Genomic DNA, 24,396 nt, shown 5'->3' with positions numbered 1-24,396 from the left:
ATATCATTAGGTCATTCATGTTCCAATAATATGACGCACATCATCTAAGATTCGGACACACCTCCTGAACTTTATACCCTTTTTCATCTCTATAAGGAGCTGATGCACCAGAAATAATGTTAGACTTTAACCCGATAGTGCGCTAAAATATGGACAAATTATTGCTAATCATTGGAACCGAGGGGGTAATTCACATGACCGTATCAACAGAGCAAGGCATGTTCGGGCAGTTCGGAGGAAGCTATGTACCGCCCCAATTGCAAGGAGTATTGGAGCGTCTCGCAGAATCTTTCTACAAATACAAGGACGATCCGGAATTTATCCAAGAATACAATATGTACGCACGCGAATACGTAGGTCGTGATAATCCGCTCACCTATGCGAAGCATCTGACAGAGAAGCTCGGCGGCGCCAAGATTTATTTGAAGCGCGAGGATTTGAATCACACCGGTTCCCATAAAATCAACAACGTACTCGGGCAGATTCTGCTTGCTAAGCGCATGGGCGCACAACGCATCATCGCGGAAACAGGGGCAGGCCAGCACGGTGTTGCGACAGCAACGGTATGTGCCATGTTCGGCATGGAGTGCATCATTTACATGGGAGCAGAAGATATTCGCCGTCAGGCATTGAATGTATTCCGGATGGAATTGCTTGGAGCCAAGGTCGTGTCGGTCTCGAAGGGGCAAGGACGTCTGAAGGATGCGGTGGACGTAGCACTGGATGATCTGGTGGAAAACTATGCGTCTACGTTCTATCTGTTAGGTTCTGCCGTCGGTCCACACCCATTCCCGTCTATCGTGAAGCATTTCCAATCGATTATTAGCGAAGAATCGAAGCGTCAAATTGTGGAAAAAGAAGGCCGTCTCCCTGATGCCGTTATCGCCTGTGTTGGTGGCGGCAGTAATGCAATCGGCGCTTTCGCCCATTATATTGAGGAGCGATCTGTACGTCTAATCGGTGTTGAGCCGGATCAAGCGCCATCCTTAACTAAGGGAGTTCCTGGTGTACTGCACGGCTTCAAATGTCTTGTTCTCTTGGACGAGGAAGGTAATCCTGCTCCAACCTACTCCATCGCAGCAGGCTTGGATTACCCGGGTATCGGACCGGAGCACAGCCACTTGAAAGAGTCCGGCCGCGCGGAATATGTGACGGTAACGAATGAAGAAGTGCTTGAAGCCTTCCAAGTGCTGTCGAAGACAGAAGGCATTATTCCTGCACTTGAGAGCGCACACGCGATTGCTCATACCTTGAAGCTCGCTCCAATGCTTGGAGAAGAGCAGATCATCATCGTCAACATCTCCGGTCGTGGGGATAAGGACGTCGAGCAAGTATTCCAGATGCTGAATAAATAAAAATAAGGTAAGACACCTATCCTGGAACAAACAGCCATAGTCCGTTCGCTACGGCTATGGCTGTTTATTGCTTTATTTGTCCTTGCGGGCAAGATCCAGCTTCGCTTGCGCCTGCTGCTCCAGATCCGCAATCGCCTGTTCCAATGTCATCTTATCTCCGGCCACCGCATGCAGCGCTTCATTCAGCAGCGGCTCATACACCTGATAGAAGCTGTCTGGAATGTTCTTCTTCCACTGCTCGTTCGTATGATGCTTCGATGGCTTCAGCATATAAATGGATTCAGCGCCTCTTTCCAAGCTTCTTGGGATATATCCCGTCCGCGCTGGTAAATCACTTCTTCCTGAACGGGATATGACCTTCGCAATCCCTGTGCCGTTCATGAACTTGACGAGCTCCCAAGCATCATGTTTATTTGCCGAATCGGCGGCAATGGCGAATATTTGCGTGGCAGAGATTCTGTCGGACTCATCTGCGTGCGCCGGATTGATAGGGACGGTTACCATGCCCCAATTTATCTTGGAAGAAGACCCGCCAATGTGTGCTGCAAAGGACGAATCATTGAGAATCATCGGGGATTCCCCATTAACGAATTTGTTCATGGCTAAAATATAACGCGATCCCGGATCGCCGCTCTGCTCCGGCGAACGAACGGATACCGCCTTTTTCCGGATCGCATCAACCGTTAACTGAAATGCTTGCTTCCAGCCTTCGGACTGCAGCAGCACCTTCTTGCCTTCCGTATCGAACAGCTGCAAATCCATCGTATCCGCGACTTCCCGCAATACATCAGAAGCTTGATTATTGATCAATCCATAGGAAGCATCTTCATCCGTCCTGCCGTTATGAAATCTTGCAGACAATTCAAAAAGATCCTTCCACTGCATTTTGTTCACCGGCAGATCAATACGTTTCTCCTGGAACATATCCGCATTGTAGTATAAATACCGAGCCCAGATCGTGGGAGCAAGCCCAAGTAGAGAACCGTTACCCTTCTCGCGCAGCATGTCGATCAAACCGGGCGCAAAACCGTCCAAGTCAAATTGATCCTGTTTGATCACCGATTCCAAATCATACAGCTTGCCCATGCTGGATAAATGCTCGTACTCATCCAGATTGAGAACAAGGACGTCCGGCTTCTGCTGCTCCATCATGCGCTGCAGCTTTTCCTGTGGGCTTACTTTGTCCGATGCGTCTTCTCCTTCATTCCCCGACTTGATGATCTCGATTTCAATGTCCGGGTACTGACTGGTAAATAACTGGCCGTACTTGTTATGGAAGTCCTCCACATAGGGATAATACACCTTCAGCTTCCCGTTGCCTTCACCGCCAAGCCCATCTGGTACGGACTTACTCCCGAAGCATCCGCTTATGACCAGGACGATGCTGAGCAGAATCAGTACAGCCGCCTTTCGTTTTCCGGTTCGCCTCATTTCTCCACTTCACTTCTCCTTTACACGCCTATTCAACGATCTCTTTTATTTCACTTTGTCTTGGCGCACCTTCTGAAGCGCTGCCTGCGCCTTCTGCTGTAGTTCTGTCAAGGCCTCATCCACGGTTTTCTCTTTGTCAATGATGGCCTTCAATGCTTCCTCCTGCAAAGGAGCATATGCACTGTAGAATTCATTAGGAACCCGCTTTATCGCCGACTCGTATTTCATATTTTTTATTTGCAAGGCATAGAAAGCTTCTGTACTCTTGCCCTGAATCGACTTGACGAATCCGGTTCGCGTCGGCAGCTTATAGTAGATGGCAGAGCTTGCCTTCGCCATCTCCGGTCCGTTGACGTACTTTACAAATTCCCAGGCGGCCCGCTTATTGCTCGAATGCTCGTTAATGGCAAAATACTCATAGAGCCTTGCACTAGTCGTTTCATTTGGGTGGGAGGGATCAATAGGGACAGGAACCATGCCCCAATCCATCTTGCTTGCCTTCTTGTTCTGCGGATCGCTAAACTCGCTAATAAAGCCTGAGCTGCCGAAGGTCATGGCCGCGTTGCCTTGCAGGAAGAGATTGTTGGACGAAGGAAGAAACATCGCATCCGATTTCTGAACCTGCAGTGCGCGGGTACGTATTGCATCCGTCACCATCTGATAGGCCTGCTTCCAACTCTCGGATTCGAGCAGAATATGCTCCCCCTTGGCATCGAATTCCTGCAGGCCCCATGTGTCCGCTATTCGTTTCAGCATCCCAACCGCGTTCTCATAGCCAGCATATAGCCCCGGCATTCCCGCATCTTCGAAGCGCGCAGCCAGATCAAACAGTTCTTTCCAGGTCATGCCGCCTTTGGGCAGATCTATCGCATTCGCTTTGAATAAATCGGCATTATAGTAGAGTACATCCGTATAGAAAAACGGCGGCAGGCCAAATAGCGCGCCTCCTCCCTGCTCTCTCACCATATCGATCAAGCCTGGCATGAACCCTTCCAGATCGAATTGCTCCTGCTTGATGATCGAATCTAGATTATATAATTTGCCGTCCAATGCGTACTCTTCATAGCTTGGAGCTGATAGAGTCAACACATCTGGCTGCTGTTCATCGATCAGCTTCGTTAATAGCGTCCCATAATCAACACCTTTTTGGATTTGCATCTGCTGGTATAATCCCTTGGTCTCGACCACTTCGATGTCGATATTCGGAAATTTGAGCGTAAATACATTTCCGTATTCTCGAAAAAAATCGCCCTCATTAGAGTAAAGCACCTTTAATTTGCCGCGGCCATCCTTACCAAGCTCCTCCAGCACAGGCTTCGTTCCGAAGCATCCACTCACCAGAGCCATAATGCTTACCAGAATCGTGCCTTGCTTCAACCACGAACCCCATCGCATCTCGCCTATCATTCTCCTTTGCTTCCGTATCCAAAGCCGCAGGCAACCCTAACCTGCAGCTTCTGTCGGCCTTATTCCCTATCATTTCTTGATCATCGTTTTCGCGAGCTCGATCAGCTCTTCCTTCGCCAATGGATTACCGGGATTCGTGGCAATGGTGAATCTTACCCCTTTCTCCGTCCATGACACCGAATTTCTAACGAATTGAGGATACTTCTTCTTTGTTTCTGCATCATATTCGTCAGCAGATTTGTACTCGAACCCTTTGTCTTTAGCATTCTTATCTGTCTCTAGCGTGTAGAGTTCCATGAACAACTTATCATTTCCTTTGGCGTACTCCAGCTTGATCTCTCCCACCTCTGGCGCTTCTACCTTTTTGGAATACACCACTTTGCCTTTAGCTTCTGCCTTCACTTGTGCCTCCAATATCTTACGACCGATTGAATTCTGGATTTCTCCTTTGACAAAGGTATATCCCTCCGGCATGCCCTCTGGCTCCTGTATGATAGGCCCTTTTAATGTAGAACTATATTTTTCGTAGTCTTCATATTTGGTGAATGTCGGGAAATTTGTATAGTATAGAAACTCACTTCCGCCATTCAGCTTCTTATCGCTGACATACACGAGATAAATATCCCCAGGATTTTTTTTGATCTGTACTATCCTTGCCTTCTCCGCTTCGATCATTTTCTTTTTCTCTGTATCAGTCGGAGCTTTGGCTGCTGCCGTCTTGAGCGTAATGCTGTTGAATGATTGCGACGATGCTGCCTGTACAGCAGCACTCATGGAACCTAGCAGCAGAATGCTGCAAAGTGTAGCGATTGTTACTTTCTTTGTGTTTTTCATGGGTAATGCTCCTCTCTAATTCAAACGATATTGGATGTTAGTCAGGCCACACTATAGTGTTTTGGGATCCCTTAGGCGCAAGCCTCTATCCTAATTAACACAACCGCCCTCATTTAGGTTCACTAATTTGGAAGGAATGAAAAAAATGCTGCCTCACGTCATATCATGACGTGGACAGCATCGTTCATCCTATTGCAGTTTAATTTTCAAATTCCGATCCCAATGTCGAATATCGAAACTAAACAAGCAAAGCTCCGTTTCGGTTCCCTTAAATCCGCGATAGATGTTCATGAATTTGTTGGAGTTCCTCCAATCTACCCAGTTATTCTCCCATTGGTAAAATAGGACTTTCCCGTATATCCTCTCATTCCCCTGTTTTATGTATGTCTGAGAAGCGCCGCTGTACTCTAGATTCTCGCTCTCGTTCTCGACATACAGGTCACCGTCTTTCATATAGTAGGTCACTTTTACCGGATAACCCTCTACGTTCACAATCGTTTCTTTCTTTTGCTCTGTAATGTGAGTCAACTTGATCGGCTTGTTGTAGTCTCTTATCTCCTCAAACTCATGTTCCAGAAGCAATTCTATCGGCACGTCTACGGTCAGCCGCAAATCAAGGGGTGTCGAGAATGTATACACTTTCCTGTAAGCACCTAACGGAGAATTGGCATAATCCCATGTTTCTTCTCCTTCCAGCTTATGACCGTTCACCAGCAACGAAACCGAGTTGTACGGAAGTCCGCTAAATCCGTTCTTATTATCCACTTCTAATTTCATGGCTGTCGGTCTGATGATCAGCTTGCGGAGGATCGATCCCCCTTGTGCCGAGCGGATCGGAATGTTCATTTCCCGGGTCACTGATGCCTGCAGCGCCTTCTCCTTGTTCAAGGTGAACATGCCGATATCCCATTCTCCCTCAATATAGCTTCCCTTCACGCCATACACAAATTCGAATGAGTTGCTGCCCTGCAGTAGTTCACCCAGGTTATAGCCTTCTTGCGCGCCCCATTCCGGATGCCCTTCAATCTCAATATATTCAGTCATCTTATAGCCCGTTCGATCTACCTTCTTCCCACCCTTTTTTACTACGATTTGAGGGCCAACGATGTTAAAATTCGAATCATTCGTATACGACACGGAGTATTTGAGCAGTACTTGCTCTTTCCTGCCTTTCACGAACTGCACCTTCAATTCCTTGATCCCGCCGCCGTGAATCGGAAAGGTCTGTACTTCTGTCTTGCTCGGATCCAGAGCAATCGGAACGTGAACGTAGTCATATGCCTGCAGCCCGCGCACAGACAATTGCATATCCGTCTCATTGCCGGGCACCGTCCAAGGCGTTTCGAAAAAGCCGTTGTAGGTCTGGGTTTCTTCATCCCATGCATGCGAATAGTAGCCTTTTCCCCAGTGCATTTGCATCTTCTGCACATCATCCAGGTGTGCAATGAAGTTTCCTTTACTGTCTTTGAAATCGAATTGATCGAATATCCACTTTCGTTCCTGCCTATCCCCTGTATTCAGGCTGTATAACAGCGTGGTACCATTATCGTCGGATACCGCCGTATCAATGGCGAATGTGACGCTGCTATTCGTAACCTTCTTATTTATCGGCTGCCCGAATCCATGTTGGATCGCTGATTCCACACCTTGATGATTATTAAAATCCCACTTCTCGGTAATATAGGCGAGCACCGGAGTAGCCAACAACACAAACACAGCCACTGACAACACGGCCAACCGGCGTCCGTGGAACAACGGCCTCATCTGTAACGAAGCGGCAGAGATCCTTCGATCGCCCTGCTCGTTCCTAGCCGCCTCGATCCACATCCACATCGCCTCGAAGTCCGGGTAGGAATGGTTGCCTTCATCGCCCAACTGCTGGAAAAGTTTTGTTATTCCGTTTATTCTTTTTTCCAGATCCCCCACCTTCCTTTCCTCCCAAGTTCTTCTGTTTTAAATGCTCTTCTGGCCCCTTCAAGTCGTCGTCCAGCGGAGACAAGAACCTCGAGCAAGTATTCCATATGCTGAATAAACAAGATTAAGATATCTAACCTAAGCAAACAAACAGCCATAGCCGGGGGGAAACGACTATGGCTGTTTCTGTTTTATTTGTCTTTGCGGGCAAAATTCCAGCTTCACTTGCGCCTTCTTCACTGCTCGTCCGTATAATGCTTTGCCGGATTCAGCATAGTATCATTTTTTAATCATCGTTTTCGCAAGCTCCATTAAATCTTCCTCCGTCAATGGATTCTCGGGATTCACAGAGAGGAAAAATATCTTTCCGTTCTCCGACCAGGTAACTTGATTTCGATCCGTATGCTGGCTATCTGCGGCGGATTCGTATGTGTATCCTTTAGCTTCCTTTTCTTCGGTATGAACCGTTTGCATTTGGAGAATGATATTATCTTTTCCTTTTTTGTACTCCAGTTTGATCTCTCCCGCTTCCGTCCATTCCATCTTTTTGGAATATACTACTTTGCCTTTGGCTTCAGCCTTCACTTGTGCCTCGAATTTTTTGCTGAACGGACTTTGGATTACTCCTTTAACAAAGGTATATCCTTCTGGCATCCCTTCTGGCTCCTGCACGATTGCTCCCTTCAATTTAGAAGTCCATTTCTCGTAGTCTTCGTATTTCTGAAATGTTGGGAATTCCACATAGTATAAAAACTCACTATCGCCATTCAGCTTCTTATCGCTGACATACACGAGATAAACATCACCAGGATTTTTTTTGAGCTTTACTATCCTTGCCTTCTCCGCTTCGATCATTTGCTTTTTCTCTGCATCAGTCGGAGCTTTGCCAGCCGCCGTTTTGAGCGCAATGCTATTGCTTGATTGCGATGATGCTGCCTGTACAGCAGCGCTCATGGAACCTAGCAGCAGAATGCTGCAAAGGGTAGCGATTGTTACTTTCTTTGTGTTTTTCATGGGTAATGCTCCTCTCCAGAACTATTTTTTAATCATCGTTTTCGCAAGCTTGATCATCTCTTCCTTCGTCAAAGGATTCTCGGGATTTGTGGAAATCGTGCAGCTTACTCCTTTTTCTGTCCATGACAGTGAATTATTGATGTCTGGAAGGATTTCATTCTTTGGCTGTTTAGCATTTTCTTTGGCCTTCTCGTCAGCGGACTCATACTGGAATCCTTCTTTAGCTTTCTTTTCCACTCCGTTTTCTATCTTTCTCAGACTCAGCACCAATTTGTTTTTGCCATTGGCATATTCCAGCCTGATCATTCCCGCTTCATCCCATTCTATCTTTTTGGAATACACCACTTTGCCTTTGGCTTCAGCCTTCACTTGCGCATTGAACTGTGTATACGGATTTTGGATTACTCCATTTACGAATTTATATCCTTCTGGCATCCCTTCTGGCTCCTGAATAACTGCTCCCTTCAATTTAGCTGTCCAGTTCTTGTAGTCTTCATATTTTGTGAATTTGGGGAACTCCGAAGAATATAAAAACTCACTTCCGCCATTCAGTTTTTTATCACTGACATATAGAACATAGAAATCCCCCGGATTTTTTTTGATTTGAAATATCTTTTTCTTCTCCGCTTCGAACATTTTCTTTTTTTCTGCATCAGTCGGCGCTTTGGCTGCTGCCGTCTTGAGCGTGATGCTATTGATTGATTGCGACGATGCTGCCTGTACAGCAGCGCTCATGGAACCTAGCAGCAGAATGCTGCAAAGTGTAGCGATTGTTACTTTCATCTTATTTTTCATAGGTTATTCTCCCCTCTTATTCAAGCGATATTGGTTGTTATTCAGGCCGCACGATAGCGTTTTATGGGATCCCCTAAGCGCAAGCCTCTATGCTAATTAACACAGCCGCTCTCATTTAGGTTCACTAATTTGGAAGGAATGCAAAAAAATGCTGCCCTCACGTCATATCCTGACGAGGACAGCATCGTTCATCCTATTGCAGCTTTATTTTCATATTCCGATCCCAATGTCGAATGAAGAACTCGAAAAAGTAAATCTCTGTTTCATGTCCCTTAAATCCGCGATAGACGTTTACGTACTTGTTGGATTTCTCCCAATCGAGCCAGTTCTCCTCCCATTTGAAAAACAGGGCTTCCCCGAATTTTCGCTCGTCTCCCTGTTTCATATACGTCTGAGAAACGCCGCTGAACTTTAGATCCTCGCTCTCGTTCTCGACATACAGGTCACCGTTTTTGGTATAGTAGGTTACTTTGACCGGATAACCCTCTACGTTCACAAGCGTTTCTTTCTTTTCATCTGAAATAGCTGTCAACTTGATTGGCTTCTTATAGTCCTTTATCTTCTCGATCTCACGTTCCAACAACAATTCTACCGGCGTGTCCGCGGTCAAACGTAAGTCGGGCCTTGCCGGAAACGTGAAGGCTTGCCGATATCCATAGAGCGAAGTATTGGCATATTCCAGTATCATCTCCCAGCCTTCAAGCTTACGTCCGTTCACGAGCAACGAAACTTCTCGGTATGGAATGTACTCGAATACTTTCTTATTCTCTACCTCCAATTTTATCGCTGTCGGTCTGATAATCAGCTTGCGGAGGATCGAATCTCCTTGCGACGTGTGGAGCGGAATATTTAATTCCCGGGTCACTGATGCCTGCAGCGCCTTCTCCTTGTTCAAGGTGAACATGTCGATATCCCATTCTCCCTCGATATGGCTTCCCTTCACGCCATACACAAATTCGAATGAATTGCCGCCCTGAAGCAGTTCGTCCGAGCTATAGCCTTCTTGTACACCCCATTCTAGATGCCCCTCAATCTGGATCATTCTATTCGCCCTATCACCTGATCGAATTACCATTCCCCCTTCCTTTTTCACCACAATTTGAGGGCCAACGATGTTGAAATTCGAATCATCCGTGTAAGAAACAGAATATTTGAGGAGTGCTTGCCCTTGTCCGTCTTTCACGAACTGTACCTTCAATTCCTCAATCCCACCATCATGAATCGGAAAAGTCTGCACCTCTGCCTTGCGCGGATCCAAATCGATTGGTACACGAACGTAGTCGAACGCCTGCAGCCCGCGCGCTGACAATTGCACATTCGCTTCCTTGCCGGGAACCGTCCAGGACGTATCGAAGAAGCCGTTGTAGGTTCGGCTTTCTTCATTCCAATTATGCCAATAGAGGCCATTATCCCATTTCATCTTCATCATCTGTACAAGATCCATACGCGCTATGGAATTTCCTTTATCGTCTTTGAATTCAAATTGGTCGAACATCCATTTGCGCTCCTGCTTATCCCCTGTATTCAAGCTGTATAACAGCGTGGTTCCATTATCGTCGGACACCGCTGTATCGATAGTGAATGTGACGCCGCTATTCGTAATCTTCTTATTGATCGGCTGCCCGTATCCCTGTTGGATCGCTGATTCCACACCTTTAAGATTTTTAAAATCCCACTTCCCGGTAATATAAGCGAGCACTGGAGTAGCCAATAGCACAAACACAGCCACTGACAGCACAGCCAACCTGCGCCCGCGGAATACCGGTTTCGTCTGTAACGGGGCCGCATAAGTTCCTTGTTCGTCCTGCTCATTTCTGGTCGCCTCGATCCGTATCCACATCGCCTCGAAGTCCGGGTAGGAATGGCTGCCATCATCGCCCAGCTGCTGAGAAAGATTCGTTACTTCGTTTGTTTTTTTCTCCAAGTTCCTCACCTTCCTTTCTTCCCAAGCTGCTGTTCCGCTTGGGTGATTTCTCATCCGGCAGCTTCAAGTCGTCGTCCAGTTCGTCCAATATGACCCTCATCATCTTCAATCCCCGGTTCAACCGAGATTTCACGGTTCCCACCGGAATATCCAGAATCTCCGCGATGTCGGCAAGCGGCAGATCGTTCGTATACCTCAGGGTGATGACGATGCGGATTTTGTCAGGCAGCTTCGCGAGGCGCCGCTTCCACTCGTCCTCCGATTCCTTTTGTTCGACTACAGTTAGGACTGAAGGCTCCACCTGCTCCCGTTGGAACAAGAGCAGCATCTTCTCCTTCATCCATCTCGACTTACTCCTGCGCAAGTGATTCAGGCAATGATTGACCGTAATTCGCATGAGCCACGTCTTGAGAAACTCCACCTGCTCCCATCCCGACGTGAGCGCCTTCATAAACACCTCCTGGCAGACGTCTTCCGCATCCGAGGCATTGCGCAGCATATAGTAGCAGGTCCTGTATACATCTCTGTTGTATCGTTCGAAAAATTCCCTGTCCGTCAACAGGTTCTCCACCTTTCCTACACATCGCTAGTTGCTGCTCCCCTTGAACATGCACTACTAGATTAACAACTATCTTCTATAAAAGGTTCATTTATTGGATAAATGGGGTAAAAAATTTAGTACCTAATGAAACCTCGGTACATTGCCGATATAAGAAGGGAGTATGTCTGAGGAGGGTATAAACTTTGCCGCGAATCGTCAGGCAGCTGAATCGATGGCTGCTGTTTCTTATATTGCTAGCTTTATGTGCATTTCCCTTTCAAAATTTTATTCTCTCTAAGCTCAAGGAAGGTTCCCTATCCTTCTCCTTCGGGCCGCCTTCGGATGACATTGTTCTGTTGCTGTACAGCAACACTGCAAGGGTAGGCCGCTATCTGGTGCCGCTTGCAGAGTCCGAGCCGAAGGCTGCTCCTTATCAAGAGAAGGGAGAGACACTTGTACCTGCCCGCTTCTTGGCGGACAAGCTTGACGCAGAGCTGGCTGTCGATAAGAGTGGCCGAACTCTTACGTTATCAAGAGACGACGCGAAGATTACGTATTCGCTCGAGGCAGGCAAGGTTAGTATCGCGACCCCATCCGGCAGCAAATCCGCAGTCTCTGTCAACACATTGCCCGTCCAGAAGGACGGAGTTACCTACGTCCCGCTTCGACCGGCTAGTAAAGCGTTTGGTCGGCATATTTACAGCAGCGACGGCGTTATCGCGCTGACCACGACACCGAAGGCGCCTAAACAAGAGAAGTGGAACGAGTGGAGAGAGGAATTGTCCTCCTATCTAGCCTACGATGCCTTCGGCTCGTATGCGGTCAAGATGGGAACAAGCTATACCGCACTGTTCCACCGCTGGGAAGACGCCGTTAACTACGCGAAGCAGGTTCCTGGACGCAGAGTCACCTACCGCGGTCAGCATGTGATGTGGGATCCGAAGAAGCCTGCGCCGAAGTCGATCCGCTTGAATGGAGCACCGCTTATTTTGCAGCTCCCTGAGCTGCCGCGCGGCTGTGAAGTGACTGCGCTTGCTATGCTCTTGCAATCCGCAGGTCAGAAGGTAGACAAGATGGAGCTTGCGAAGAATATCCGTAAAGATACAACGCCTTATGAGAAGAAGAATGGCGGCATTTATTTCGGCAATCCGCATCGCGGATTCGTCGGTGATATGTACACGTTCGCCAATCCTGGTCTCGGGGTGTATCATGAGCCGATAGCAGAGGTCGCGGAGAAGTATTTACCGGGACGAATCATTGATATGACCGGTACTTCCTTTGATCATCTGTTATGGACGGTTGGACAAGGAACGCCAGTATGGGTAATCCATACGACACTGTACGATTCTGTTCCCGCTAACGCTTGGGTCACTTGGAATACTGCTGATGGGCCAATCCAAGTGACCTACTATGAGCACTCCTTGCTCGTGATCGGCTATGACGAGCAATATGTATACGTGCATGATCCGCTTGGTCGCCGCGATCGTATCACGCGCGCCGCCTTCAAGCGCGGATGGGAGCAAATGGGCAGCCAAGCTATCACCTATACGAAGGCAGCGCCAACTGCACAAGCAACCTAGGCGCACCGTTAGCACAAAAGGAACTGTCCTCCCTGCATCCAGTTATGCAGAGAGTCAGTTCCTTTTTTTTCTGGCCGTATTCAAACTTTGCCCCAATGATTCTTAGATAAAAGATAAACTCTCCCTAATCATAGTTGCGCAAAATGAGATAGAGAATAATCCCTACTGGACCAAGCAGGAAGACAACAAGCGCCCATAAACAACCAATATGCTTCCCCTTGCGCGCTGATGCCTCGCCCCATATCCAGAACAGGCACACCCAGCTTAACACCCATATCAGAAAGCCAATCAACCGCATCCCCCCGCTCCAACTAAGAAACCTGGCCGTAATAGCTCATGTCGGCTGTACCTAAACACCACCTTTTTGATATGTACGCAGGGAGCTCTACAATTAGGATTTCTTTTTCTACAGCCTGACTACCCCTATGAACACAGAAAGCTGACCCACAAAGCGAATTCTGCTTCGCGGGTCAGCTTTTCTAACCTTTTTTTCTCTTGTCTAATTTAAATTTATATCGTTATTAGTATCAATATCCAGGCGGTAGAACTTCGAATAACGATTCATTTGCCCTTCAATCGTCAGACTGCCTTCTCTTTTGAGGATATACCAGTTTTGACCGTTATATCGCTCAACCGAATACCCGTTCAGATCAATGCCGAACAGCCTTTTCACGTCAGGTGCCGCTGCGTCAAGCACCTGCTTATTCGAGAATTTGTCGAAGAGGGCCTCGGTTGCATTCGTTCCCGTTTCTAAAATGTCGGAATCATAAACGGACAGTATGCGTCCAGTGTTATAGCCAACCTGAATGGACAAATCACGCTCCTGATCCTCTAAATCGTAATAATCCTTCGCAATTCCGATACGGCTGTCATAGCGATACGTACGGCTTGCAAGCGCCATCGGGGTTTCTTTCCCTCTAACGGTGAGGGAAGCTTTCTTAGCCGACTCAAGCGCCTTAGCACTTACTTGATCCATCGGAATGTCATAAGACATGCTAAGGACTCGCTCTCCCTCCATCTCGATGTCGATATCTTTTCCTGTAATCCAGGTATGCACATCCCGATCGACCCTTGTCTTTGCCCGAGTAATGTCCTGAATACGGGCAGCCAGCTGATTTTCGTCCAGTCCTGTTTGTGCTTCAACAATCCGCTTCATCTTATCTGGCAGCTCAGCGTAGTTCATAGAGATGTTCACATCGAAAGTTCCCCGCTTCACATCAAGAGCGGCATAGCTCTTGTTATCCTTACTATAGACGGTAACATCATGATAAGTTGATCCACGGTATTCCTCGACTCCATGCAGATCAATGTCACGACCAGCAACTTCTCGTACTGCCTGCTTGATGCGCTCTAACAAGGGAGAATCGAGGTCGTTCACCGTCTTGCCATGCTTCGCCTCCGTCAAGCTGCCTACTTGATCGTGTTCTCCTGCGAGCGGCGGGATTGTAAACTCAATCTTCTGATTAACCTCAACCGGCTCATTGTATCTTCGTAGCGATATTTCATATTCGTCCAGCTTCGGGGCCATAATCGCAATATCATAAACATCTTGCTTGACCTTCTCCTGCCCCCACTTATCCTTATCCTCAAAAATCGTTCCCAATACCCAATTGAACGTAATATTTCTTTCATATTTTTCGTTTAATTGCTTGCCAGTCATTGGGATAGCTCTCGTCTCTGGTGTATCCAGCTTCAAGTCATATTGCTTCCAAGTCTCGTTCGATCCTGATCCCTGAAGCTTCAAGTAGTAAGGCTCATACGTCAAGAATGTGCTCTGAAACGGGTTATTTCCCGCTTGATCTGGCTGAACCTTGAGATGGAGGACTCCCTTATTGTCATACTCCGTGCCTAATATCGTTATATCCTTGCCCTGATATTGGATCTTTTTCGGATATTTATCATCCATGCGAAGACGGAACGTATGATTGGGCCGGGCTTGAGTCACATACAATCTCTTCAGTTCCAGGGTCATGCGCTTCGGCTTATTCTCGAAATAAATAGACGGGACGAACTCCCACTGGTTGCGACTGACCCCATTCACCAAATCATTAAATCCTGAAGACTGTCGAATCGGATATACTTTACCGGTCTCGTCTTTCAGAATAAGATTTTCTCGGACAATCTCATCCCAATCGTACCCTGGATGCAGATCTGCCTTTCCTTCATCTTGAATTCGAGTTCGAGTCTCCAGCAGCATACGGGTTGGTGAGATCGTAATATCCTTAAGAGCAAACTGCTGTACAATCGAGTTTGCCTGCTCTGCCGTCCGCTCCAGATTGACCACACGAGTTGGTTTTATATTATTGATACCGAGCGGAACCTGAATATCCTCTGATTCGGAATAAATGTTTTTGTATTCGTCATTGCGTTTAATTTTTGTGAGCCGGATCGTTATTTTCCGATCCTTATCTTCTCGTTTCAGCTGTTCGACGTATTCTGGCAGCAAAGGAATGTCATATGTCCAAGTAACAATACCATCCGCTTTTGCTTTAGCCTGTTTACGCGACTCATCCTCGGATTCAATATGATAGGAAGTCGTATGATTGCTTCCATCCGAGAATCGGTGTTCGTCAAATTCAGGCAGCGTAGCCGTATAATCCTCGAACTCGTCATACAATCGGCGGGAACGCTGCGCCTCGGCAATATCCTCGCCCTTGATTGTAACCGTAACGAACAGACGATCATCTTCCAAATATAAATTATCGACGCTTACTTCCCGCTCTCCCCACTTTGTACGGTAGGTTTGTACCGGAATGTAGCCATGCTCCTTGGCATTGCGGATACCCATAAAGCTGCCCGCCCCCTCCAGCCACTTGACTGCGGCCTCCAGTCCGGGGATTTGCTTCGCATACGCGGCAAAGGAAGGCACAAACATGATCGAGCCAGAGAACAGCAAAACGCCGGCCGCAACCGTTCCTATGCTGCGCTGTACAATCTTCGTCCGATGGCGGCGGCGATCCATATTTTCGATCCGCTCCGCAATCCGTTGAGACAGATTAGGTGGAATAGGCACTTCGGGCAATTTTGCGAACATTGCTTCGATCTCCTCATCCCTAAATTCCATCAGCATCTAGCCTCCTTCATTTCTGGCATCATTTGCTTTTTAAACAACTTAATTGTGTTATATATTTTCGTTTTAACCGTGCCTAGCGGCATATCTGTCATCTCTGCAATTTCTTCTAGTGTGTATCCTTGGACATACTTCAATTGGATGAGCATCCGCGTCATTGGCGGCTGCTGCTCCATAAGAGCCTGAAAATCCAGCATTTCGTCCGTCGGCGGACGCTTTGCGACTCCCATAACCTCTTCGTCCTCTATGTAGACTATCGATTTATTTTTACGCAAATAGGTTTTGCACTGATTGATGACAATCCGAGTGAACCAAGTGTTGAATTTTTCGGGGTCTTTCAATTTCTGTATATGAATAAGGGCCTTCTCCACAGCATCGCATACTGCGTCCATACTGGCGGCCTCATCGTGTAGATAACTATATGCGATTCGGTACGATCGGTCTTGAATTTGCTGTACCGCTAGTGCAAAGCTATGTGTATCGCCCTGCTGCGCGCGGACAATCAGCATCTTCTGATCCATAGTTCCTCCCCCTTCGGTCACCACTATGATGCATGGAGGCCCTAAATAGTTTTGGAAACGGAAAATATGATATTACGTCGTTCCTTTGGATTCCGAGACTGCTTCCAATTCGACTTCCTTGCCTGTTAGTTGTTTTTTATTTGATCTCATGATTATCGTTCCTCCTACTTTTGAAGTCAATTTCGATAATAAGATGCACAACCATTTAAAATAGTTTTTTTATACAGAAATGAAAAAAATAGATAAAAAAACATGCACTCGCGAAAAGCAAGTGCATGTAGAGTAACTGTTCATTGACCCGAAACTTCAAGAGAGTAGAACTCTCCCTTTTCATTAATATTTCCAGAAACCTCCGGCTTCCCATCTTTCTTAAATGTAAAGCGATTGGCCATCTCACCTTTTCCGCGAGTTACGCTGTAGCCTGTCAAATCAATTCCGAACACTTTTTTAGCCAGCGGCTTAACGGCAGCCAGTACATCCTCATTTTTAAATTTGCTGAATTTTTTATCGGTAATGTCAAGCAAGGAGCCTGCCGACTTCCCAGATTGATTGAATTTTGTTGCTTTTCCGGTTTCACCGTTTACATCAATGATAATCCGTTTTTCCTTGCTTTTATACGCCGTGAATTGCCAACTCGATTTATCCTTTGCTTTGTTCAATGTCCCTTCCTTGATCGAGAAGGATTTTGCATCCAGTGCTTGCAACACTTGCTCTGCTCCTTTTTTGACCTTCGCAGGCGCCTTCGAATAGTCATAGGTGAGGTTAATGCTCATTACCTTATCGTTATCAAGCGATACCCAAATATTATTTCCCGTAAATGACGTGAATAAAGTCTCAGTATCCTTCTCGAATGTGCGCTGCACTTTATTAAAAGATACATTCCAAGAAGAATCCAATTCCTTAACCGCCGTGATAGCCGCTGTTCGAAGGGACTCATTTCCTTGATCCGCCTTTGCAAACCAAGTTGCCCTCTGAACTTCACCAGTCTTTTGGTTCACTTGTGCTTGATTCCCATCCTTCCCCATAAAGAAATATAAATTATTCGGGCTTTCAGTAATTCGCTCCCATGTCATTTTCAAATCCGAGTTACCCGATAATTCCTGATACACGGCATCCAGATTTCCAAGGATCTCCTTGTCGATCTGTTCCGGCTTCAGGATTCCGTTCTCCTGTTTAACCTCTTGCTTGGATTGGGCTGCCTCCATACTTATCGGCGACGCAATGATGAGCATGCTGGATACGGATAATACGGCAATCATCTTCTTGTACGACATCATTTCAACAACTTCCTCCCTCAAAATGAATTTCGATAGTAAGATGACTCACTTCAGTCAATGGTTTTGGTACACAAAAAAATCCCGGACTATGTCCGGGATTCTCCATCGCGCTTAGCGCGCTTCATATATTGGTCATAACGGTCGTCTACTTCCTCAGCGATAGAGCGATACCGATTCGTCTCTTCCACGATTGGATCCAGCGTCGTCTGAATACGGATTTCGGTCCGCGGCGTTATCCGCCGTCGCACAGCCTCACTTGGCTCTTCGGACTCCATCTCCCCAGCCGTCAGACGCTCATGCAGCTCCGCTTCCAGTCGTTCTTGTGAATCCTTGTCCCGTTCAGCCACAGGAACACCTCCCTCAAACATATGCTTCCACTAGTATGAGCTTGAATGCTATTCTCTACCCTTGAGCTTTCGCATCTCTTAGCGCTTCAATGAAGGAGCCATGGATATGTCCGTTCGAAGCAACGACATCACGCACGCCCAAATGATAGGGCTTGCCATACGTATCTGTCACCTTGCCACCAGATTCCGTGATCAGCAAGCTTCCTGCCGCCAAATCCCAAGCATTCAGGTTGAGTTCCCAGAACCCTGTCAAGCGGCCTGCCGCTACATAGGCCATATGGAGAGCAGCCGAACCTGCGGTACGGATGTTGCGAACCTGCGGCGCAAGTGCAGTAATTCCCGCCAGATTCGCAGGCAGCGCACGCTCGCGCTCCGTGGGGAATCCGCTTGCAATCAAGCTGGCTCCAAGCTGCTGCTCAGGCGCCACCTGCATTCGGCTTCCGTGCACATAGGCCCCCTTTCCCTTCTCTGCGACGAATAGTTCGTCTCTCATCGGATCGTACACAATCCCAACAATGACTTCTCCCTTATGCGCCAAAGCAATTGAAACGGAGTAGAATGGGAACCCGTGAACATAGTTCGTGGTACCATCAAGCGGATCGATGATCCATACATATTCCTCCTGCAGTGCATTCTCCAACGCCCGCTTGGCTGCATCCTTGCCAGGATCTACTGATTCTTCACCGAAAACGGCATGCTGTGGAAAATGAGTCAACAGCAGACGACGGATCATCTGCTCGGCTCCTTTGTCAATTTCGGTAACGAGATCGTGCATAGATGATTTTATATTGAGCGATATGTACTGCCCTAATTTACTCTTGATCCATTCACCTGTCTTAGCCGCACAGTTGACCGCTACCGCTGTATAACTTTTACTGGTGACCACGTGTGGAGTTTTATCTGAAGTATTCAAGGCTTCACGCTACTTTCTATTAAAAATTGCTTCCTTTTCTTCCAATATACGTAGTAATCAGTTATAAGTTTCGTTCGAATATCCTAGCCTATGTAAAATGTTCATGAGCCTGCAAATCCACTCACAATCATGCGAATTGCCAGTACGAACAGGGTAATTCGGAGGACAAGCAACAGCCCTTTGCCAGACATTCGATTCGCAATTGCAGCCCCTAATCTTCCGCCGATCCAAGCGCTTGGAGCCAATACCGCTACCAGCATCCAATCGACCGATCCATTCCAGGCATGAACCGTAGTTCCGAGAATGGAGGATAGAAAAATGACAAACATGGATGTGGCTGAAGCGACATGCGGCGGATAGCGAAATAACAGCACCATAAGCGGAACGAACAACGAGCCTCCCCCAATCCCGAACAGCCCTGAGATGAAGCCGACTGCAAATCCAATAAACAGCATCGGCACAACGCTGTATCCATATTCGGTCTCTTGACCAGAGAGATCTACATACGTACGTGTGCCTCGCCATGTGATATTCACCGGCTTCAGCCGTTCCTTCACGATCATCAGAATTGCCATCCCGAGCATGAAGAACCCGAACACCAAGTTAAATACATTGTCCTTGAAATACTCCGTTAATGCCGCACCCAGCATAGAAGCAGGCCCGCTCGTTATAAAATAAATCGCACCGCTTCGCCAATCCACCCGCTTCACCTTCATATAGGCAAGTGTGGAGGAAAGCGCTGTAAAAATAAGCACCGCTAATGAAGTTCCCACCGCTGTCTGGGAGGATATCGCTTCTCCTAGCAAATGCGGCCCGAAAAAAATCAGCCCCGGTACGATGATAATACCGCCGCCCAGTCCGACAAGACTGCCGAACGTTGCTGCAATTAGGCCAATAAGAACAAGAAATACAATGGTTGCTGCCATTTGGATGCTCCTACTTTCTCCTCACATAGTAAGCCCCTATTACTGAGCGGTATGAGATTGCCCGCCACCCGGATAAATAAAAATCCGCCCGCAGGCAGCTACCAATTCAGGCGGCTGCCAGGCAAGGCGGATATGGAAGTCGAGTGTTACACGCCGACAATGTGGAAGCCGCTGTCCACGTAGATCACTTCACCTGTAATGCCGCGTGAGAAGTGGCTCATGAGGAACATTGCAGTATCGCCAACTTCCGCCGTGTCTGTCGTGCGGCGCAGTGGAGCCTTCTCTTCAACCTGCTTCAAGATCGAGTTGAAGTCGCTGATGCCCTTCGCAGCAAGCGTACGGATCGGACCTGCGGAGATCGCATTGACGCGAATGTTGAACTGTCCCAGATCTGCCGCCAAGTAGCGAACAGAAGCCTCAAGCGCAGCTTTCGCTACACCCATGACATTGTAGTTCTTCATCGCGCGTTCTGCGCCGAGGTATGTCATCGTCATAATGCTTCCGCCTTCTGTCATGAGCGGATGCAAGCGCTGTGCTACAGCTACGAGAGAGTATGCGCTAATGTCTTGCGCAAGCGCAAAGCCTGCACGGGACGTATCTGCATACAGTCCTGTCAATTCTTCTGTTTTCGCAAATGCGATACTGTGCACAAGACCATGCAGTGTACCGAATTCTTCACGAAGTCTATCTGCCAATTGATCAATCTCTTCATCTACTGTAACGTTGCACGGAAGAATGATGGCGTTTGGAATCGTCTCTGCCAACTTGCGTACACGCGCTTCTACACGTTCGCTCTCGTATGTAAATGCCAGTCTTGCGCCTTGTGCGGCGAGTGATTGCGCGATGGCCCATGCGATGCTGCGATCGTTCGCGACACCCATAACCACGATATTTTTACCTGCTAATAATTGAGACATTGCTAAATTTCCTCCTCTCGCCATTTCGCATCATCAAATTTGGTTTCATGAACTATGCATGTCCCTTTTGGCTGTTGCGGAAAAGCTCTTTTTTCAACGTATCCTATTTTTGCTTGATTTTCAAGTAGCAAGTGGATCTCATCGCTAAGAGCTACGGATCAATTCGCACGCTCGCTTGGTCGAGAATCGTAACCCCTTCCGCCGTATAAGGGACAAGATCCCGCATCAATTGAAATAATGCCCCGTCCTTCTGCTTCGCTTCCAGCATGACATCGATGCGCTCCGTATAGGGAGCAATCGCCCTGAGGAAGGCGAGCAGGGGCTTCACTTCCACATAATCGGCATGGCCACGTATATCGGAAGCGCTCTTCGGACTGGATACATGGATTTTAGGTGGGAGGGGATCGTCCGGCGCTGCGTCCGCCTGCCCAAATGGCGTCTGCCATGTCTTCAATATGCGCGGCCACAGCTCATCCAACGATTCCTCTTCATGATTTACCCACTGATGGTGAATATCCAGTACCATCGGAACACCAAGCTGCTCGCTTATATGAAGTGTCTCTACCGCATTGAAGGTTTTGTCGTCGTTCTCCAGTGTCATGCGCTTCTGTACCTCTTCAGACAATGTCTTGAAGTTCTCTATGAATCGCTCTCCCGCGATCTTCTTATTTCCGTATGCCCCGCCGACATGAATGTTGTTCTTCGCACGAGCATCCACTCCCATGGCCTTGAACATCCGAACATGATGCTCCAGATCCTTTACAGACTTGATGAGCACATCTTCGCGCGGCGTACTCAGGACGGTAAAGTGATCGGGATGGAATGACACGCGCATATGATGCTCGTTAACATATTGTCCAATTGCCTGAAATGCCTCCTGCAAGGCCGGGAATGGATCCCAGTCGCTTAGTTCGGGATGTGTAGCCAGCGGGATTAGCTTCGAAGAGAAGCGGTACAATTGAATGTCATGCGCACGATTATGCTTCAAGAGCCGCAATGTATTATGCAAATTTTCTTCCGCTATGCGTTCCGCCTTGCGCAACGCCGCGGCGCGATCTTCCAGTTTACAAAATGATGTGAATGTCATCGTGCGCGACGGCGAAGCATTCGCCACCGTGACGGACATCGCCACGTATCCGAATCGAACCAGCATACTTCGGACTCCTCTCCACTTCTATCGCCGTATAGGCCCTACTTCTACCCTGCCTGATAGGCATTCTCTCCTTCTAGCATAACCTTACTAACCTACACTTAATCGAACTAGGCTAAGAGATATTCGTAGTTGCGGATGTACCGAGTGCCGTCTCTCCTCATCACTAAATTTGCGCCAACACTCCTAACCTTCTTAACAATGCAAAAACCCCTGACCGATTGGTACAGGGGCTTGCTTTATGAAGTTACCGTTACCTATTACATGGTGTTATATCACCCGGAATGTCGCCAGCGCAAGGGAACCGAGCTTGCCATCTGCATCCGTTACTCGTCCTGTGCACGTAATTGAACGGCGCGTTTCATGCACGATTTCCGCCGTAACTCGAATTTCTCCGGTATGCAGCGGCGCAACGAAGTTGACGTTCAAGTTGGACGTAACGGTATGTTCATCAGGACGAGCCAGCATCGTAGCCAATCCCATAGCGTTATCCAATAGGGAGGACAGTACCCCTCCATGAACGATGCCAATGACGTTCAAATGATGGGGTTCAGCATCAAGTTTCAGAACGACATGCCCCGGCTCTGCCGTAATCGTCTCGCAGCCAAGGTAATCCCAGAAGGTTCCCTTCGCTTGCGCATACAATTGATCAAGTCGCTCACTGGCAATAGCTACTGGGGATGCGGCCTGTTCTGCCATAAAAATCTCCGCCTCCGATCGCTTTCGTATTCAACCTTATGCCTGCTAGTGGTTCTACTGCTTTTCGCTTAATTGCTTATTCGCCTTTTTTGCTTCTTTACTTTTTCACCAGTAATTCTTCCTCTTCCAGAAGCATGCGGCGCAGCACCTTGCCTGCAATCGTCTTCGGCAGCTCACTGCGAAATTCGTATTGGCGCGGTACCTTGAAGGAGGCCATCCGCTCGCGGCACCAGACATTTAACTCCTCTTGGGTCACATGGGTACCTGTGCGAGTCACAATATATGCCTTGACTGTCTCTCCTCGGTAGGAGTCGGGCACACCGACGACGACGGCTTCCTTCACGCAAGGATGCTCGTACAGCACTTCCTCCACTTCCCGCGGATAAATATTGAACCCGCCGGCAATGATCAAATCTTTTTTTCGATCAATAATGGAGAAAAAGCCATCCTCATCCTGCCTGCCCAGATCCCCTGTATACAGCCAGCCATCCCGAAGCGCTGTTACGGTCTCCTCCGGCTTGTTCCAATACCCCTTCATTACTTGTGGTCCGCGGACAACTAGTTCCCCTACCTCGCCCTGTGGCAGCTCTTCTCCCGTGTAGGAATCAACAATCTTCGCCTCCGTATCGGGGAATGGAATGCCAATAGAGCCGTTTTTGCGCTTGCCCCAGAGCAGGTTCGCATGCGTAATCGGCGATGCTTCCGTCAAGCCGTACCCTTCGATAAGCACGCAGCCTGTTATCGCCTCGAACTTCTCCTGCACCTCAAGCGGCAGCGAAGCTGCACCGCTAATGCACGTGTGGATGGAAGATAGGTCATAACGATCCGTGTCAGGATGATTAATGAGCGAAATGTACATCGTCGGTGCCCCTGGGAACACGGTCGGGCGCAGCTTATGAATAATGCGCAGCATCTCAGTGGGCTCGAATTTCGGCACAAGCACGTTCATCCCCCGGCATAACGTACACAGATTCATCAAAATGGTCATTCCAAACACATGGAAAAATGGAAGCGCTCCCAAGAAGATTTCTTCTCCGCGCTTTACCTTATAGAACCATGCAGCCGATTGCATCGTATTGGCAACCAAGTTCTGATGAGTCAGCATCACCCCTTTTGGGGTGCTTGTCGTCCCTCCCGTATACTGCAGCAATGCCAGATCATGTTCTCCATCCACCTCGGCGCACATAAATCTTGGCGGTACGCTTTTGAGCAGCGGTACGAAGGCATGAACATGATCGTTATAGGTGATCCCTGCCGCCTGAACATTTTTCTTCATTTTAAAGGCAAACAGCACGTTTTTCGGAAAGGGCAAGTAATCCTTAATTGAGGTTATGATCGCGTGCCGAAGCGGTGTGCGTGCCTGAGCGGCACGCACACGCGGATATAATACATCAAGAGTTATGATCGCAGCCGCACCGGAATCGGCTAGCTGGATCGCCAGCTCCCGCTCCTTATAAAGCGGATTCGTCAGTACAGCTATGCAACCAGCCATTAACGTACCGTAATACGCAATAACGGTCTGTGGACAGTTGGGCAGCATAATTGCCACTCGTTCTTGCCTGCCAATCCCAAGCCGCACAAGCGCGTTTGCGAATCGGCAGCATTCTTCAAGCAGCCGCTCATAGCTCAGCTGCTTCCCCATGAATTCGAGCGCAGGCCGTGTCGGATATTCCTGGGCTGCATCAATGAGGAATTGGGCGACATTTTGTCGCGGGTAATCATACGTCGGGTCAATTTCCTGCGGGTAATGACGGAGCCATGGCTTCTCCAATGGCATGCCT

The 24,396-nt window shown here is 48.0% G+C and carries 21 protein-coding genes; 2 read left to right on the top strand and 19 right to left on the bottom strand.

The window, feature by feature from the left end; all coding sequences use genetic code 11:
- Nucleotides 1–194: 194 nt before the first annotated feature.
- A complete protein-coding gene (gene trpB, locus BP95_RS0126495) occupies nucleotides 195–1,355 on the top strand; it encodes a tryptophan synthase subunit beta (RefSeq protein ID WP_028533648.1) in 1,161 nt (386 codons plus the stop codon).
- A gap of 72 nt (nucleotides 1,356–1,427) precedes the next feature.
- Here trpB and BP95_RS0126490 read toward each other — a convergent pair whose 3' ends face one another.
- The 8 genes from BP95_RS0126490 to BP95_RS33650 all read right to left on the bottom strand — a co-directional run bounded on the left by BP95_RS0126490 (nucleotide 1,428) and on the right by BP95_RS33650 (nucleotide 11,173).
- Nucleotides 1,428–2,786, bottom strand: coding sequence for an ABC transporter substrate-binding protein (locus tag BP95_RS0126490; RefSeq protein ID WP_028533647.1), 1,359 nt, complete (start codon nucleotides 2,784–2,786; stop codon nucleotides 1,428–1,430).
- Between the two features lie 45 nt (nucleotides 2,787–2,831).
- Entirely contained in the window at nucleotides 2,832–4,181 is a 1,350-nt protein-coding gene (locus BP95_RS0126485) for an ABC transporter substrate-binding protein (RefSeq protein WP_028533646.1), read from the bottom strand.
- 81 nt (nucleotides 4,182–4,262) lie between these two features.
- A complete protein-coding gene (locus BP95_RS0126480; RefSeq protein ID WP_028533645.1) occupies nucleotides 4,263–5,027 on the bottom strand; it encodes a hypothetical protein in 765 nt (254 codons plus the stop codon).
- A gap of 189 nt (nucleotides 5,028–5,216) precedes the next feature.
- On the bottom strand, nucleotides 5,217–6,953 hold the full coding sequence (locus tag BP95_RS0126475; RefSeq protein ID WP_231515204.1) for a DUF4179 domain-containing protein: 1,737 nt from the start codon (nucleotides 6,951–6,953) through the stop codon (nucleotides 5,217–5,219).
- 267 nt (nucleotides 6,954–7,220) lie between these two features.
- Entirely contained in the window at nucleotides 7,221–7,955 is a 735-nt protein-coding gene (locus tag BP95_RS0126470; protein WP_028533643.1) for a hypothetical protein, read from the bottom strand.
- 21 nt (nucleotides 7,956–7,976) lie between these two features.
- Nucleotides 7,977–8,750, bottom strand: coding sequence for a hypothetical protein (locus BP95_RS0126465; RefSeq protein WP_028533642.1), 774 nt, complete (start codon nucleotides 8,748–8,750; stop codon nucleotides 7,977–7,979).
- 193 nt (nucleotides 8,751–8,943) lie between these two features.
- The gene (locus BP95_RS0126460) at nucleotides 8,944–10,683 is read right to left on the bottom strand and encodes a DUF4179 domain-containing protein (RefSeq protein ID WP_231515203.1); all 1,740 of its coding nucleotides are present in this window, start codon (nucleotides 10,681–10,683) and stop codon (nucleotides 8,944–8,946) included.
- Complete coding sequence (locus BP95_RS33650; protein WP_175460776.1) at nucleotides 10,622–11,173, bottom strand: RNA polymerase sigma factor; 552 nt, start codon at nucleotides 11,171–11,173, stop codon at nucleotides 10,622–10,624. The genes BP95_RS0126460 and BP95_RS33650 overlap by 62 nt, the downstream gene beginning before the upstream one ends.
- Before the next feature lie 245 nt (nucleotides 11,174–11,418).
- Here BP95_RS33650 and BP95_RS0126450 point away from each other — a divergent pair, with 245 nt between their 5' ends.
- The gene (locus tag BP95_RS0126450) at nucleotides 11,419–12,795 is read left to right on the top strand and encodes a C39 family peptidase (RefSeq protein WP_021252272.1); all 1,377 of its coding nucleotides are present in this window, start codon (nucleotides 11,419–11,421) and stop codon (nucleotides 12,793–12,795) included.
- Between the two features lie 124 nt (nucleotides 12,796–12,919).
- On the opposite strand, the gene BP95_RS33365 is transcribed toward BP95_RS0126450, so the two are convergent.
- The 11 genes from BP95_RS33365 to BP95_RS0126395 form a co-directional block, all read right to left on the bottom strand.
- Entirely contained in the window at nucleotides 12,920–13,093 is a 174-nt protein-coding gene (locus BP95_RS33365; RefSeq protein ID WP_155987356.1) for a hypothetical protein, read from the bottom strand.
- A 201-nt stretch (nucleotides 13,094–13,294) separates the two neighbouring features.
- On the bottom strand, nucleotides 13,295–15,859 hold the full coding sequence (locus BP95_RS0126440) for a DUF4179 domain-containing protein (RefSeq protein WP_021252274.1): 2,565 nt from the start codon (nucleotides 15,857–15,859) through the stop codon (nucleotides 13,295–13,297).
- Nucleotides 15,859–16,386, bottom strand: coding sequence for an RNA polymerase sigma factor (locus BP95_RS0126435; protein ID WP_005543265.1), 528 nt, complete (start codon nucleotides 16,384–16,386; stop codon nucleotides 15,859–15,861). Before BP95_RS0126435 ends, BP95_RS0126440 begins: the two co-directional genes overlap by 1 nt.
- Before the next feature lie 290 nt (nucleotides 16,387–16,676).
- Complete coding sequence (locus BP95_RS0126430; RefSeq protein ID WP_021252275.1) at nucleotides 16,677–17,663, bottom strand: PQQ-binding-like beta-propeller repeat protein; 987 nt, start codon at nucleotides 17,661–17,663, stop codon at nucleotides 16,677–16,679.
- Nucleotides 17,664–17,749: 86 nt separating this feature from the next.
- Entirely contained in the window at nucleotides 17,750–18,031 is a 282-nt protein-coding gene (locus BP95_RS0126425; RefSeq protein WP_036590108.1) for a hypothetical protein, read from the bottom strand.
- A 34-nt stretch (nucleotides 18,032–18,065) separates the two neighbouring features.
- Nucleotides 18,066–18,923 carry an inositol monophosphatase family protein gene (locus tag BP95_RS0126420; RefSeq protein ID WP_028533641.1) on the bottom strand — a complete coding sequence of 286 codons (858 nt, stop codon included), beginning with the start codon at nucleotides 18,921–18,923 and terminating at the stop codon, nucleotides 18,066–18,068.
- A 101-nt stretch (nucleotides 18,924–19,024) separates the two neighbouring features.
- Nucleotides 19,025–19,849, bottom strand: a complete 825-nt coding sequence (locus tag BP95_RS0126415) for a sulfite exporter TauE/SafE family protein (protein ID WP_028533640.1) — start codon at nucleotides 19,847–19,849, stop codon at nucleotides 19,025–19,027.
- A gap of 146 nt (nucleotides 19,850–19,995) precedes the next feature.
- Complete coding sequence (fabI, locus tag BP95_RS0126410) at nucleotides 19,996–20,766, bottom strand: enoyl-ACP reductase FabI (protein ID WP_021252279.1); 771 nt, start codon at nucleotides 20,764–20,766, stop codon at nucleotides 19,996–19,998.
- Nucleotides 20,767–20,917: 151 nt separating this feature from the next.
- The gene (gene uvsE, locus BP95_RS0126405) at nucleotides 20,918–21,919 is read right to left on the bottom strand and encodes a UV DNA damage repair endonuclease UvsE (protein WP_021252280.1); all 1,002 of its coding nucleotides are present in this window, start codon (nucleotides 21,917–21,919) and stop codon (nucleotides 20,918–20,920) included.
- A 267-nt stretch (nucleotides 21,920–22,186) separates the two neighbouring features.
- The gene (locus BP95_RS0126400; RefSeq protein ID WP_021252281.1) at nucleotides 22,187–22,615 is read right to left on the bottom strand and encodes a PaaI family thioesterase; all 429 of its coding nucleotides are present in this window, start codon (nucleotides 22,613–22,615) and stop codon (nucleotides 22,187–22,189) included.
- Between the two features lie 97 nt (nucleotides 22,616–22,712).
- A complete protein-coding gene (locus BP95_RS0126395) occupies nucleotides 22,713–24,392 on the bottom strand; it encodes a long-chain-fatty-acid--CoA ligase (protein ID WP_021252282.1) in 1,680 nt (559 codons plus the stop codon).
- Nucleotides 24,393–24,396 lie beyond the last annotated feature (4 nt).

The sequence above is a fragment of the Paenibacillus sp. UNC217MF genome (genome assembly GCF_000686865.1).
Taxonomy (GTDB): Bacteria; Bacillota; Bacilli; order Paenibacillales; family Paenibacillaceae; genus Paenibacillus_B; species Paenibacillus_B suaedae.
Note: the sequence above shows the minus strand (reverse complement) of the source record. Positions and strands in the feature narration are given on the sequence as shown.

What these genes read in the sequence shown, in the direction of transcription:
- trpB (WP_028533648.1), top strand. Translation starts at nt 195, where the DNA reads ATGACCGTATCAACAGAGCAAGGCATGTTCGGGCAGTTCGGAGGAAGC.
- BP95_RS0126490 (WP_028533647.1), bottom strand. Translation starts at nt 2,786, where the DNA reads ATGAGGCGAACCGGAAAACGAAAGGCGGCTGTACTGATTCTGCTCAGC.
- BP95_RS0126485 (WP_028533646.1), bottom strand. Translation starts at nt 4,181, where the DNA reads ATGCGATGGGGTTCGTGGTTGAAGCAAGGCACGATTCTGGTAAGCATT.
- BP95_RS0126480 (WP_028533645.1), bottom strand. Translation starts at nt 5,027, where the DNA reads ATGAAAAACACAAAGAAAGTAACAATCGCTACACTTTGCAGCATTCTG.
- BP95_RS0126470 (WP_028533643.1), bottom strand. Translation starts at nt 7,955, where the DNA reads ATGAAAAACACAAAGAAAGTAACAATCGCTACCCTTTGCAGCATTCTG.
- BP95_RS0126465 (WP_028533642.1), bottom strand. Translation starts at nt 8,750, where the DNA reads ATGAAAAATAAGATGAAAGTAACAATCGCTACACTTTGCAGCATTCTG.
- BP95_RS33650 (WP_175460776.1), bottom strand. Translation starts at nt 11,173, where the DNA reads ATGCTGCGCAATGCCTCGGATGCGGAAGACGTCTGCCAGGAGGTGTTT.
- BP95_RS33365 (WP_155987356.1), bottom strand. Translation starts at nt 13,093, where the DNA reads ATGCGGTTGATTGGCTTTCTGATATGGGTGTTAAGCTGGGTGTGCCTG.
- BP95_RS0126440 (WP_021252274.1), bottom strand. Translation starts at nt 15,859, where the DNA reads ATGGAATTTAGGGATGAGGAGATCGAAGCAATGTTCGCAAAATTGCCC.
- BP95_RS0126435 (WP_005543265.1), bottom strand. Translation starts at nt 16,386, where the DNA reads ATGGATCAGAAGATGCTGATTGTCCGCGCGCAGCAGGGCGATACACAT.
- BP95_RS0126430 (WP_021252275.1), bottom strand. Translation starts at nt 17,663, where the DNA reads ATGATGTCGTACAAGAAGATGATTGCCGTATTATCCGTATCCAGCATG.
- BP95_RS0126425 (WP_036590108.1), bottom strand. Translation starts at nt 18,031, where the DNA reads ATGTTTGAGGGAGGTGTTCCTGTGGCTGAACGGGACAAGGATTCACAA.
- BP95_RS0126415 (WP_028533640.1), bottom strand. Translation starts at nt 19,849, where the DNA reads ATGGCAGCAACCATTGTATTTCTTGTTCTTATTGGCCTAATTGCAGCA.
- fabI (WP_021252279.1), bottom strand. Translation starts at nt 20,766, where the DNA reads ATGTCTCAATTATTAGCAGGTAAAAATATCGTGGTTATGGGTGTCGCG.
- uvsE (WP_021252280.1), bottom strand. Translation starts at nt 21,919, where the DNA reads ATGCTGGTTCGATTCGGATACGTGGCGATGTCCGTCACGGTGGCGAAT.
- BP95_RS0126400 (WP_021252281.1), bottom strand. Translation starts at nt 22,615, where the DNA reads ATGGCAGAACAGGCCGCATCCCCAGTAGCTATTGCCAGTGAGCGACTT.
- BP95_RS0126395 (WP_021252282.1), bottom strand. Translation starts at nt 24,392, where the DNA reads ATGCCATTGGAGAAGCCATGGCTCCGTCATTACCCGCAGGAAATTGAC.